Source organism: Pontibacter cellulosilyticus (assembly GCF_014306105.1).
Taxonomy (GTDB): Bacteria; Bacteroidota; Bacteroidia; order Cytophagales; family Hymenobacteraceae; genus Pontibacter; species Pontibacter cellulosilyticus.
In genome coordinates this window covers 285,828-298,043 of record NZ_JACRVF010000003.1, presented here as the reverse complement: position 1 = coordinate 298,043, position 12,216 = coordinate 285,828, and the positions used below count along the sequence as shown (strand labels likewise).

The 12,216-nt window shown below is 46.5% G+C and carries 12 protein-coding genes; 10 read left to right on the top strand and 2 right to left on the bottom strand.

Features of this window, described 5'->3' with window-relative positions:
* Positions 1-26 precede the first annotated feature (26 nt).
* Both H8S84_RS12150 and H8S84_RS12145 read left to right on the top strand, forming a co-directional pair.
* On the top strand, positions 27-806 hold the full coding sequence (locus H8S84_RS12150) for a rhomboid family intramembrane serine protease (protein WP_187067609.1): 780 nt from the start codon (positions 27-29) through the stop codon (positions 804-806).
* A 6-nt stretch (positions 807-812) separates the two neighbouring features.
* Positions 813-1,721 (top strand): rhomboid family intramembrane serine protease, encoded by a 909-nt coding sequence (locus tag H8S84_RS12145; RefSeq protein WP_187067608.1) that lies wholly within the window; start codon positions 813-815, stop codon positions 1,719-1,721.
* Positions 1,722-2,195: 474 nt separating this feature from the next.
* On the opposite strand, the gene mdh is transcribed toward H8S84_RS12145, so the two are convergent.
* Both mdh and tilS read right to left on the bottom strand, forming a co-directional pair.
* A complete protein-coding gene (gene mdh / locus H8S84_RS12140; RefSeq protein ID WP_187067607.1) occupies positions 2,196-3,137 on the bottom strand; it encodes a malate dehydrogenase in 942 nt (313 codons plus the stop codon).
* Positions 3,138-3,307: 170 nt separating this feature from the next.
* Positions 3,308-4,639, bottom strand: coding sequence for a tRNA lysidine(34) synthetase TilS (gene tilS, locus H8S84_RS12135; RefSeq protein WP_187067606.1), 1,332 nt, complete (start codon positions 4,637-4,639; stop codon positions 3,308-3,310).
* Between the two features lie 125 nt (positions 4,640-4,764).
* On the opposite strand from tilS, the gene H8S84_RS12130 reads away from it, so the two are divergent.
* The 8 genes from H8S84_RS12130 (at position 4,765) to recN (ending at position 12,044) form a co-directional block, all read left to right on the top strand.
* The gene (locus H8S84_RS12130) at positions 4,765-6,450 is read left to right on the top strand and encodes an OstA-like protein (RefSeq protein WP_187067605.1); all 1,686 of its coding nucleotides are present in this window, start codon (positions 4,765-4,767) and stop codon (positions 6,448-6,450) included.
* Positions 6,451-6,528: 78 nt separating this feature from the next.
* Positions 6,529-7,362, top strand: coding sequence for an outer membrane protein assembly factor BamD (locus H8S84_RS12125; protein ID WP_222621649.1), 834 nt, complete (start codon positions 6,529-6,531; stop codon positions 7,360-7,362).
* Positions 7,363-7,373: 11 nt separating this feature from the next.
* Positions 7,374-7,703: a DNA-directed RNA polymerase subunit omega gene (locus H8S84_RS12120; RefSeq protein WP_187067604.1), complete on the top strand. Its 330-nt coding sequence runs from the start codon at positions 7,374-7,376 to the stop codon at positions 7,701-7,703.
* 9 nt (positions 7,704-7,712) lie between these two features.
* Positions 7,713-8,273, top strand: a complete 561-nt coding sequence (locus H8S84_RS20315; protein WP_317175442.1) for a flavoprotein — start codon at positions 7,713-7,715, stop codon at positions 8,271-8,273.
* Positions 8,254-8,916 carry a bifunctional phosphopantothenoylcysteine decarboxylase/phosphopantothenate--cysteine ligase CoaBC gene (coaBC, locus tag H8S84_RS20310; RefSeq protein ID WP_317175441.1) on the top strand — a complete coding sequence of 221 codons (663 nt, stop codon included), beginning with the start codon at positions 8,254-8,256 and terminating at the stop codon, positions 8,914-8,916. The genes H8S84_RS20315 and coaBC overlap by 20 nt, the downstream gene beginning before the upstream one ends.
* Positions 8,909-9,814 carry a type IX secretion system protein PorD gene (porD, locus tag H8S84_RS12110; protein WP_187067603.1) on the top strand — a complete coding sequence of 302 codons (906 nt, stop codon included), beginning with the start codon at positions 8,909-8,911 and terminating at the stop codon, positions 9,812-9,814. The genes coaBC and porD overlap by 8 nt, the downstream gene beginning before the upstream one ends.
* A 74-nt stretch (positions 9,815-9,888) precedes the next feature.
* Positions 9,889-10,119: a hypothetical protein gene (locus H8S84_RS12105; RefSeq protein ID WP_187067602.1), complete on the top strand. Its 231-nt coding sequence runs from the start codon at positions 9,889-9,891 to the stop codon at positions 10,117-10,119.
* Positions 10,120-10,364: 245 nt separating this feature from the next.
* Positions 10,365-12,044: a DNA repair protein RecN gene (recN, locus tag H8S84_RS12100; protein ID WP_187067601.1), complete on the top strand. Its 1,680-nt coding sequence runs from the start codon at positions 10,365-10,367 to the stop codon at positions 12,042-12,044.
* Positions 12,045-12,216 lie beyond the last annotated feature (172 nt).

Below are 12,216 nucleotides of genomic sequence, written 5' to 3'. Positions count from 1 at the left end.
GCTTATACTTTTTAACTGATACGCGCATGTTCAATATCACCCCTATGGTCAGGAATCTCCTGATCATCAACGTGGTCATTTTTATACTTCAGGACAGGCTGTTCCCAACAGGGCAGTTTGCCTTGTACCACTTTAGCTCCGAGTACTTTCAGCCGGTGCAGCTGTTTACGCACATGTTCCTGCATGGGGGCTGGGCACATGTATTCAGCAACATGTTCAGCTTGTTTATTTTCGGACCACTGCTGGAGCGGTTCTGGGGACCACAGCGGTTTCTGGCCTTTTACCTGATAACTGGTCTAGGTGCTAGTTTGCTTTACTCTGGTGTAAGGGCATATGAATTGAACGAGGTACGAGAAGATGCCTCGGCCTATATTGAAAGCCCAACCCCAATGGCTTTCTACAATTTTTTGGAGGATCATTTTGAGGGTAGGTACCAGCGACAGTTTGTAGTGGAGTACCGGCGCAACCCAGACAATCAAGCTTACATTGAAGAGAGCAAAAGCGCCGTAAAGGAAGTATACAACGAACTGGTGAATGTGCCGATGCTTGGAGCCTCCGGTGCTGTTTTCGGTATACTGATGGCTTTTGGTTTGCTGTTCCCGAACCTTGAGCTCATGCTGCTGTTCTTCCCGGTGCCTATAAAAGCAAAGTATTTTGTGCTGATGTATGGGGCCTTCGAGCTATACTCCGGGTTTAACCGCATGCCCGGCGATAACGTAGCTCACTTTGCGCACCTTGGCGGCATGCTGTTCGCGTATATACTTGTGAAGATGTGGCAACGCAGCGATTACCAGGATAACTTCTAACAAATAATGAGCATTTTTGAAGATATAAAGCACTCTTTTAAGCAGCAAAACAACACACTTAAACAGCTTATCCTGATTAACGTGATCGTGTTTGTGGTGCTGATCATAACGCGTACTATATTGGTGCTTACCGGTGGAGGCGGCGTATACAACACGTTGATGGAGTTTATTGCGCTTAACTCTGATCCGTTGGTGTTTATTACCCGCCCCTGGACGCTGATCTCCTACTTTTTTACTCATGAAGGTTTTCTGCACATCATTTTTAACCTGCTTAACCTATACTGGTTCGGGCAGTTAATTAGAGAGTACCTCGGCGAACGGAAACTTTTAAGCCTTTATATATTGGGTGGTATAGCCGGCGGTGTGTTGTACATGCTTAGCTATAACTTTATCCCATACTTTGCCGATAGAGCAGCCGCTTCGTTTATGATTGGTGCATCGGCTAGTGTGCTGGCTATTGTGGTGGCTGCGGCTACGCTGTTGCCAAACTATACTTTCAACCTGATCCTGATAGGGCCGATCCGCATTAAGTATATCGCTGCTTTCCTGGTGCTGCTGTCTATTTCAGGGGCTGTGGGAGATAATGCAGGAGGTAACATTGCACACTTGGGTGGCGCCTTTATTGGTTGGTTATTCGTAAAGCAGCTGCAGCGCGGCAACGACATGGGCCGACCTGTGTTAGCCGTAACCGACTTCTTTGCAAATTTGTTTAAGAGCAGGCCTAAACTTAAAGTAACCCATCGAACCACGAGTAGTACCTTTTCTAACGGCCGAAGTTCCGCTACTACCCAGCCAGGAGGCAAGCCGAGCCAGCACGAAATAGATCGCATACTTGATAAAATCTCCAGCTCAGGCTATGAGAGTTTGTCTAAGGAAGAAAAGCAGAAGCTGTTCCAGGCGAGTCAGAAGGAGTAGGGTAGACCTTGCAGTGTGCGCAGTTCCTGCGAGTGTCTGGAAAGAACTAAAAGCCATCTCTAATCAAGGTTGGCTTTTTTGTTTGGCAGTTACCGGATCCAACCACCCCTAACCCCTCCTTGTCCAAGGCGGGGAATTTATACTTACTGCTCCAACTACCATCAATATATTTAAAGCCATTCTTCCTCTTTGTCATCTTGTAAAGATCTTGTGTGAAGGGAGGTTAAAAGAAAACTACAGAACTAATACTTCTGCAAAAAGCAGGACCGAAAGTCCCCTTTTGAAGGGGGGTAGGGGGGTGATAATCGTATGCAGGAAATTCCCCGCATTAGACAAGGAGGGGTTAGGGGTGGTTGGACCTAGTACTGCAGACAATCCTAAAAATCAATCTAATTCCTTTAATCTATGGTCAAACAAAAAGCGGCGCTCCGTTTCCGAAGCGCCGCTTTCAAATCAATAAGTATACTTTAAGAATTAAGCTTTGGCAGCGTTGATGTTGTCAAGCGCGTCCATTACTTCTTTCACGTGACCGCGAGACGTCTCAAGCAATTGTTTCTCATCTTCGTTCAGGTCAAGTTCGATGATTCTTTCGATACCGTTCTTACCAAGTATAACTGGTACACCTAAGTATACGCCGTCAATACCGTACTCGCCTTCCAGTTTCATGCAAACTGGGAATACACGACGCTGGTCACGTACGATAGCCTCAACCATCTGAGCAGCAGCTGAACCCGGAGCATACCAGGCAGAAGTACCCATCAGTTTTACAAGCTCGCCACCACCGTTCTTAGTACGGTCAACAATAGCGTTCAATGTTTCTTCATCGATAAGCTCCGTAACCGGGATACCGCCAACTGTAGTGTAACGCGGAAGCGGAACCATTGTGTCGCCGTGGCCACCCATCAATACCGCCTGGATATCTTTTGGAGATACATTCAAGGCCTCAGCAAGGAAAGCTCTGTAACGTGCTGTATCCAGGATACCAGCCATACCCATTACTCTTGTGCGTGGAAGCTTAGAAGTAATGTGTGCAGCGTAAGTCATTACATCAAGTGGGTTAGAAACCACGATGATGATCGCATCCGGAGAGTGCTTAACAATGTTCTCAGTTACTGAAGTAACGATGCCCGCGTTGGTAGAAATAAGGTCGTCGCGGGTCATGCCTGGCTTACGTGGCAAACCAGATGTGATAACCACTACATCAGAACCTGCTGTTTTGCTGTAATCGTTAGTTACACCTACAGTGCGTGTGTCGTATAGGTTGATAGGGGCTTTCTGCCAGATATCAAGCGCTTTGCCCTCAGCAAAACCTTCTTTAATATCCACTAAAACTACTTCGTTCGCGATTTCGCGGTAAGCTAATACGTCAGCGCAGGTTGCACCTACGTTACCAGCTCCAACTACAGTTACTTTCATTATCGGATATGATTTATTTTGTTTGAGATTCAGTTAACTCCCGTAAAATTAGGAAAATCTATTATTAAAACCTTTGGTTTAGGACAAAAGACTATTAGACAAATGGCAAAAGATTTTTTATACATAATTTAGTCCTTTTTCTTTTGTCAAATCGTCCTTTTTCAAGAAGCCTAAGGCTTTGCCTGCACGCTTATCTCCACTACCCGCTCCGTCTTATCTGTTACTTTAAAGCGGTTATCCAGCCGCTGATTAACGATCCAGGCGATGGATTGGTCAGATACCAGTACTAGTGTTTGGGGCTTAAGGTTGGCCGGGATTTTCTTGTCTATCAGAAAATCGCTGATTTTTTTCTTGCCGTTCATGCCCAGCGGCACAAACCAGTCGCCTTCCTGCCAGTTGCGCAGCTTCAACGGAAACTTAAGCTGGTCAGCATCCAGTGCGGCTACGTGTGGTTTGATGTTCAGTTTATACTTATCGGCATCCACATATTTTATGCTGAAGTATAAATTGCCGGCTTCTACCTCAGTGTCTCCTTCGTTTATAAGTATACTTCCGAAGGTGCTCAGGTTGCGTGGCGTAATCACCAGTTGGTCCCGGTCTTTTACCAAGGTGTGAGTAGGGGAGTCGAATTGTTTGCCTGATATGCCCTCCAGTGCCTCTGCCAACTCCAGCACCACAGTGTAGCTAAAGTTGAACGGGCGCAGCAGCTCGTGCAGCACAACTGGCATGCCTGTGGCATTCTGCAGCGGCACTAGTGAGATGTACCATGCATTTTCGGCCTCTTTTATACTTTGCTCGCGCAGGTTCTGTATATAGGCTGCCACTATACTTTCAGCGTGGCTTACACGCTCGGCAGTTTGCTGCATGGTTTCCTCCAGGCTCGGGTTTATCTCCTTTAGTACCGGAATTACCTCAAGCCTTATTTTGTTACGCTGGTACTTGGTGGTCTCATTGGATACATCTTCGCGCCAGATCAGCTTAGAGGAGGTTACAAAGTCGTAGATATCGTCTTTGGTAACTGTGAGCATTGGGCGTATGATGTGGCCGTTTTTAGGTGGTATACCATGTAGCCCTGCAATGCCTGTGCCTCTGGTCAGGTGCAGCAATATGGTTTCGGTGAGGTCGTTACTATGGTGGGCAGTGGCAATGTAATCATATCCTTGCTGCTGGCGCACCTGCTCAAACCATTCGTAGCGCAATGTGCGGGCAGCCATCTGGATAGATATTTTTTCCTGCTCGGCAAAGGCACGTGTGTTAAAGTTTTCGGTAAAGAACGGCACATCGTATTGTTTGGCAAGCTTTTTGGCGAATAGTTGATCGGCCTCGGCGTCTTCAGCGCGTAGTCCGAAGTTGCAGTGTGCGATGGCAAAATCATACTTTAGCTGGTGCAGCACTTCGCAGAGCACTACCGAATCGATGCCGCCACTAACGGCTGCTAAAATTTTACTGTCGGGTTGGCAAAGATCTTGCGCTTGTATAAAACCTGAAACTTTCTGTAGCATAAAGCAGCGGCTGGTAAAAATTTTATAATTTTGAAGTATAAATTAGACGAAAGACTATTAGAGAGAGGACAAAAGAAATAGCTGTCCTTAATCAAATTGTCTTCTGTCCTTTGTCAGGAACTTTGATGAATTACACAAAAATACTGTTTTCTCTTGTCTTTACCCTGCTTTCGGTAGCGGTTTTCGGGCAGGAGCAATTAAAGCGGCAGCAACAGCCAAAACAGCAAACACAGCAGCCAAGGCAACAACAACCTAAACCTCAGACACAGGGCGATAGGGTAGAACTACAAGGGGCTGATTCTTTGGTAGGCGGCGTGTTTAACGGACAGCGTATCGACAAACTGATAGGAAATGTGAAGTTTAAGCAGCGTGACGCGCTCTTGTACGCCGATTCTGTTTACCAATATAAAGATCGTAATTTTTTAGAGGCTTTCGGGAACGTGCGGATACAGCAGGCAGATACCGTAACCATGCGCAGTGATAAGGCCACGTATGACGGCAATGCCAGAATTGCCAAGATGACGGGAAATGTAGTGATGCAGGACCCGCGCATGACGCTGACGACACCAAGTATGGATTACAACCTGAACGAGAAGACAGCTTATTACACAGAAGGTGGCGTGATCGTAGACCCAGAGAACAGGCTCGAAAGCCGCCGTGGCTCCTACGATACCCGTTCTAAGATGTATACTTTTCAGCAGGATGTAAAAGTAACGACCAAAGACTATAATATTACAGCTCAAAACCTGCGCTACAACACGCAAAGTAAAATAGTATACTTTCAAGGCCCAACCTTTATACGTGGCGAGCAGGGCGACCTGTATGCCGAAGAAGGTACCTATAATACACTAACTAAAGTCTCTAACTTCGGCCGCAATGCCTACATTCTTACAAAAGAGTACAGGCTGGGAGGCGATAAGCTATACTATGACCAGAACAAGGGTTATGGCTATGCAGAGAAAAACGTGTCGCTGCGCTCGCTCAAAGATGATGTAACTATAAGAGGGCAGATAGGCCGCTACTGGCGCGACAGGGGCGAGGCGAAAGTATACGGTAGTCCGGTAATGGAATCTATACTAGACAAAGATACCTTATACTTGTCTGCGGATACGCTTTACTCCAGGGAGGCCAAAGCCGGCAGAACGAAAAGTATGGTGTTCGCCTATCCTAACGTAAAAATCTTTAAATCGGACCTGCAGGGCAAAGCCGACTCGCTAAGCTACAACCGCACCGACTCTGTAATGCACCTGAACCGCAAGCCGGTGCTCTGGAGCGAAAGCAGCCAACTGGTTTCAGATACCATACATGTGCAGATGCGCAACAAGACCATCGACAGGATGTACATGTACAGCAATGCCTTTATCTCATCAGAAGATACGCTTAAAAACTACAACCAGGTAAAGGGCCGAAACATGGTGGCTTATTTTCAGGATGGCGATCTGCGGCGCGTTAATGTGAACGGCAATGGAGAAAGTTTATACTTTGCTTTGGAAGGAGACAGCACATTAACCGGCATGAACAAAGCTATCTGCAGTAACATGGTTTTAAAGTTCGGGGAAAATAAACTGAAGACAATCTCGTTCTTGGTGCAGCCGGATGCCAACTTTATTCCTCCTCATGAACTGCAGGAAGATTTGAGGCGCTTGGAAGGCTTTAGCTGGATGGCCGAACTGAGGCCAACAAAAAAGGATGTGTTTGCCACACGGATACCGGTAAAGGCTAAAGAGGCAACAAAGCCTAAGAAAACACCGGCAAACAAACCGGCCACCAAAAAGGCTGCAAAACCGCAGCCACTGAAAAAAAATAAATAAGTACGCTTAACTCAGGAAATTCTGCCCTGATATTTCAGTCTTGTAAATCACATAGATATTGTATAATTTTGCCCGTTCATGAAGAAAGGCTTTTTACATACCGTCGTAATAGTAGGCTTGTTGCTAGTTGTGTCCGGCTGCAGCAATTTTCAGAAGCTCTTGAAGAGCGACGACGTTGAAAAGAAATACAAAGCTGCCCTGGAGTACTACGAGAAAGAAGACTACTACCGCGCCAATCAGTTGCTGGAGCAGGTGTCGCCTCTTTTAACTGGTAGCGAACAGGCAGAGCAGGCTAAATTTTACCTCGCAGACACCTATTACGAAATGGGAGACTACCTGCTGGCCGATTTTCATTTCAAGACATTTTACCAGACATATCCGCGCAGCCCGCTGGCAGAGCAGGCTATGTATAATCAAGCACTTGCCCTGTACAATCAGTCGCCAAGCTTTGAGCAGGACCAGACTACAACGGTTACAGCCATTGAGGCCTTGCAGGAGTTTATGGTACGTTACCCAAGCAGCGATCGCGTAAAAGAAGCCAATGAGCTGATTGACGAGCTGCTGGTGAAGCTGGACAAGAAAGCATTCGATAATGCGCGTCTATACTACCAACTGCGTAATTGGAGATCTGCAGTGGTTGCACTCGATAATTTCCTGAAGGAGCACGCTTCGTCTCCATACAGCGAAGAGGCGGCTTTCCTAAAACTGGATGCACAGTACCGTTACGCGCTGGAAAGTATACCAAGCAAGCAGGAAGAGCGTTTGCAATTGGCAGCGGAGTACTATCAGAACTTTATTGATCAGTATCCTGACAGCAAGTTTACCCGTAATGCCCTGCAGGTGTATGAAGACACGCTGGCAAACCTTGAAAAGATCAAGAAATCAAATAATCAAGCACAAGCAAATTCTTAAGTATAAAATATATGGCATCAGTTCCATCATCTATCGTTACGCGCAACATGGCCGACTTTGCAGAGCAAACCGGCAACGTATACATGTCTGTGGCTATCATCTCTAAAAGAGCGAACCAGGTTGCAGTTAAGATAAAAGAAGAGTTGAACTCTAAGTTGGCTGAATTTGCAACTACTGTAGATAACCTGGAGGAAGTATTCGAGAACCGCGAGCAGATCGAGATCTCTAAATACTATGAGCGTTTACCAAAACCTACTAGCCTGGCTATCGAGGAGTTCCTGGAAGAGAAAGTTTACTTCCGTGCACCAGACGAGGAGACTTCAGAGGAAATTTCCCTGTAATACGGGCAAATGCTCCGGCATAAAAAGATCATATTAGGAGTTTGCGGAAGTATAGCTGCTTACAAAGCAGCCATACTGGTACGGCAACTCATAAAAGAAGAAGCAGAGGTACAGGTAATCCTGACTACTTCTGCTTCTGCCTTTATTACCCCTCTTACATTAGCTACGCTTTCCAAGAGGCCGGTATTTACAGAGTTCGTTAAAGACGACACCAGCGTTTGGACAAACCATGTGGACCTGGGGCTTTGGGCAGACGCTATGGTGGTGGCACCGGCAAGTGCCAATACCGTAGCCAAAATGGCTAATGGCTTTTGCGATAACCTGCTTTCAGCCACTTATCTGTCGGCACGATGCCCGGTTTTTGTAGCTCCGGCCATGGACCTGGATATGTACCAGCATCCGTCGGTGCAGGGCAACTTTACCAAATTGCGCGGCTACGGTAACCGTATTATCGAAGCCGGTTACGGTGAGCTGGCAAGCGGCTTGGTAGGGCAGGGGCGTATGGCAGAGCCAGAAGAGATTGTTCAAGTGCTTCAGAATTTCTTTGCAGGTGACCGAAAGATCGTTTAAAGGTAAAACAGTAGTATTAACAGCAGGCCCAACCTACGAGCCAATAGACCCGGTGCGTTTTATCGGGAACCACTCTACGGGTAAAATGGGTTATGCCTTGGCAGCCTGTTTTGCAGCGCGTGGTGCCAATGTGCAGTTAATTTCAGGTCCGGTAAGTATAAAAGCGGAACACCAAAGTATAAATGTAACATCTGTTACAACTGCAGACGAGATGTATGCCGCTGTAAAGCAGTTAGCTCTGGAGGCTGATATATTGGTATATGCTGCGGCAGTAGCCGATTACAAGCCTAAAGTGGTTGCCGATAAAAAGATTAAAAAAAGCGGCAACGAACTTACGATAGAACTTGTTAAGAACGTTGATATAGCGTCGGCTCTGGGTAAAGAGAAGAAAGAAGGACAGTTTTCGGTTGGTTTTGCTCTGGAAACACATAACGAAAGCGCCAATGCCCGTGAAAAGCTGCAGAAAAAGAACCTGGATATGATCGTGCTAAACTCATTGAACGATCCGGGAGCAGGCTTTAAGCACGACACGAACAAAGTAACGATTATAGAAAAAGACGCTACTACTGCTTTTGAGTTGAAACAAAAAACTGCGGTAGCCGAAGACATTGTAAACCTGATCTGGGAGCGAATAAATGGCTAAGAAAATACTTGTTTTGCTGATGTTTTGCCTGACAGCCTGGACTGCCAAAGCCCAGGAGCTGCAGTGCGATGTGGTAGTTAACAGCGAACAAGTACAGTACACCGACAAGCAATTGTTCACGGATATGCAAACACGCATCTTCGAGTTCATGAACAACCGCCGCTGGACAGAACAAGCCTACAGACCAGAAGAGCGTATTAAATGCCGCCTCCTTATCAACCTGACGGAGATGCCGGAGATTGGAGTGTTCAAGGCCAATGTGCAGGTAGTGTCGGTAAGACCGGCGTACGGCACAGGCTACGAGTCTACCCTTTTCTCTTTTATCGATAAAGACTGGACCTTCCAGTTTAACACTGCCCAGCCACTTGATTTTGCCGAGAACAGCTATACTTCCAATTTGTCATCTATGTTGGCGTTTTATGCCTTTATGATCATTGGCATAGACAACGATAGCTTTGGCCGTTTAGGAGGTGCATCTGCTTTTGATAAGGCAAGGGGCGTGCTTAACCTGGCTGCCTCACAAGGGCCCGGCTACCAGGGCTGGAAAGCTTTTGACAGCAACCGCAACCGTTATTGGCTCATAGATAACATGCAGGACCCGCAGTTCCTTCCGTTTCGTGAGGGGCTATACAACATGCACCGCAATGGGCTGGATATCATGATCGAAAATCCAGAAAAGGCGCGCCAATCTGTGCTGACTGCTCTGGAAAGTATACAGCGCCTGCAGCAGCAAAAGCCAAATTCAGCTGTGGTCCGCTCTTTCTTCGACGCTAAGGCCGACGAACTGGTGAACATGTTTAAGAATGCAGCGCCGGCACAAAAGCAGCAGGCATACGCCTTACTCTCCCAAACCGATCCTACCAACAACAGCAAGTACGAAGTTTTGCTAAAACGCTAAAATTTTTAGAATTCCAGTAAAAGGGTGTAACTTCACGGCAGCAGAACAACCTGCTTGATTTTATACTTTACACAATGGGCAAACGCCAGGTCCGCATCTTCCGGAAAGACTTAGAGAAACACCTGCCAGAGCTGGTGCAGCAACCTGCTGTACAAGTGGTGCTACGCAGCAAAGTAGTGTTAGCGGGCTCATTATCAAGTATAAATTCAGGTAAACTGCAGCTAAAGGATTTCAGATTTAATAAGCATGAGTTCCTGCCAGAGGAGGTAGAGGAAATCATCTACGATATAGAGGCTCCTTATTAAAGTATACTTCAGCCTATGTTTTCTCTGCTTTATAATCCGGAAGGGTTCTTTAAAGGAGGGAGGTTAAGCTAGTGATATTAGTAAAACAGACGCCTTCTAACCAACAGAGAATTTTATCATTACCTTGAGTGCAGAAGCAAAGTATAATTTATACTTCCACCACATCAAAAATTTTACAGAAATACCGAACTTTAGCATAGGCAAAAAGTCTTACATCTTATGTCTATAGTCTCGAGACTACTTATATGCTGATAGATCTTAAAATAAAGAATTACGCCCTGATCGAGAAGCTGGAGATGAACCCGTCTCCGGTGCTGAACATTATTACAGGCGAAACCGGTGCCGGTAAATCCATCATGCTGGGGGCTATTGGCTTACTGCTGGGCAACCGCGCCGACTCCAAGCTGCTGTTTGACCAGGAGCAGAAGTGTGTGATAGAAGGGGTGTTTGATATTTCGTCGTACAACCTGAAAGAGGTGTTTACTGCTGAGGACCTGGATTATGATGACCAGTGCATTCTGCGCCGTGAGATCAGCCCAAGCGGCAAGTCGCGCGCGTTTGTAAATGACACGCCTGTAACTTTGGATGTGATCCGTAAAATAGGGGAGAACCTGATGGACATCCACTCGCAGCACGACACGCTGCAGCTAGGTGATACCAGCTATCAGCTAAATATACTTGACGTGTATGCCGGCAATACCTCGCTGGATATTTATGCTGGAAACCTGTCTTACTTAAAAGACTATAACGACACCTATCGCAAGTATAAGAAACTGGAATCAGAGTACCGTAAGCTGGAAGACCAGCTGGCGCAGGCACAGAAAGAACTCGACTACCACACATTCCTGCTGAACGAACTGGAGGAGGCAAACCTGCAGGAGAACGAGCAGGAAGAACTGGAGAATGAACTGAAGCAGCTGGAAAACGCTGAAGATATTAAGGTAAAGCTAACGCAGGCCGTGCAGTACCTCACAGAGTCGGAATTCAACATCACATCAGCTTTAAAAGACACAGCACATCTGATCGGGCAGCTGGCGCAATTCTCTCCGAAGTATGACGAGTTACGCACTCGTACCGAGAGCTGCATGATTGAGCTGAACGATATTGCCGGTGAGTTGGAAGATGCAGAACGTAAGACAGAAGCAGACCCTGAGCGTACCGTAGAAGTGCAGGAACGCCTGAATATGATTTATACTTTACAGCGTAAGCACCAGGTGCAGTCTAATGCAGAGTTACTGGAGATACAGCGTGATCTGGAAGGGAAAGTTGGAAGCGTACTTAACTTAGATGCTGCCATTGCCAGCACTAAAAAAGCCATGGAAGAGGCAGAGAAGGAGGTTCTTGGCAAAGCAGCTATACTTTCTGAGCGTCGTAAGTCATCATTCGGCCAGTTTGAGCAGGAACTTTATACTTTGCTTGCTGAGCTTGGTATGCCAAATGCACGTATCGTTATCCAGCACGCTAATACAACACCGTCTGCTACAGGTACTGACGAGATAAGTATACTTTTCAGCGCTAACAAAGGCGCACAACCGCAGTCGCTGGTAAAAGCTGCTTCTGGTGGTGAGTTCTCCAGGTTGATGCTTAGTGTGAAGTACATGCTAGCTGATAAAACCGCCTTGCCAACCATCATTTTTGATGAGATTGACACGGGTATATCCGGAGAAGTGGCAGTTAAAGTGGGTAAGATGATGCAGCAGATGGCGCAGAAGCACCAGATCATTGCTATCTCGCACTTGCCACAAATTGCTGCACAGGGCAACGCGCATTACTTTGTCTACAAGCACGATACCGAAGACCGCACCATCAGCCGCATCAAAAAGCTGAACAAAGAAGAACGTGTAAACGAAATTGCACACATGATTGCTGGCGCTAACCCAAGCGCTAGTGCTTTTAAGAGTGCAAAGGAATTACTGTCGATGTAACTTGTAGAAAGTATAAAATAAACAGCCCTCTTCTATTTGGTAGGAGAGGGCTGTTTATTTTTTAAGATATCTGGTCCAACCACCCCTGCCCCTCCTTACCTAAGGAGGGGAGCCCCCTATTACTTCTGCTAAAGTATCGGCTCATAGCTATTGCTTAACCTCACTCTAAATA

Excerpts from the sequence above, each read along its gene's own strand:
- H8S84_RS12125 (WP_222621649.1), top strand. The coding sequence starts at position 6,529 with ATGAAGAAAGGCTTTTTACATACCGTCGTAATAGTAGGCTTGTTGCTA.
- porD (WP_187067603.1), top strand. The coding sequence starts at position 8,909 with ATGGCTAAGAAAATACTTGTTTTGCTGATGTTTTGCCTGACAGCCTGG.
- tilS (WP_187067606.1), bottom strand. The coding sequence starts at position 4,639 with ATGCTACAGAAAGTTTCAGGTTTTATACAAGCGCAAGATCTTTGCCAA.
- H8S84_RS12120 (WP_187067604.1), top strand. The coding sequence starts at position 7,374 with ATGGCATCAGTTCCATCATCTATCGTTACGCGCAACATGGCCGACTTT.
- recN (WP_187067601.1), top strand. The coding sequence starts at position 10,365 with ATGCTGATAGATCTTAAAATAAAGAATTACGCCCTGATCGAGAAGCTG.
- H8S84_RS12150 (WP_187067609.1), top strand. The coding sequence starts at position 27 with ATGTTCAATATCACCCCTATGGTCAGGAATCTCCTGATCATCAACGTG.
- mdh (WP_187067607.1), bottom strand. The coding sequence starts at position 3,137 with ATGAAAGTAACTGTAGTTGGAGCTGGTAACGTAGGTGCAACCTGCGCT.
- H8S84_RS20315 (WP_317175442.1), top strand. The coding sequence starts at position 7,713 with ATGCTCCGGCATAAAAAGATCATATTAGGAGTTTGCGGAAGTATAGCT.
- H8S84_RS12130 (WP_187067605.1), top strand. The coding sequence starts at position 4,765 with ATGAATTACACAAAAATACTGTTTTCTCTTGTCTTTACCCTGCTTTCG.
- H8S84_RS12145 (WP_187067608.1), top strand. The coding sequence starts at position 813 with ATGAGCATTTTTGAAGATATAAAGCACTCTTTTAAGCAGCAAAACAAC.
- H8S84_RS12105 (WP_187067602.1), top strand. The coding sequence starts at position 9,889 with ATGGGCAAACGCCAGGTCCGCATCTTCCGGAAAGACTTAGAGAAACAC.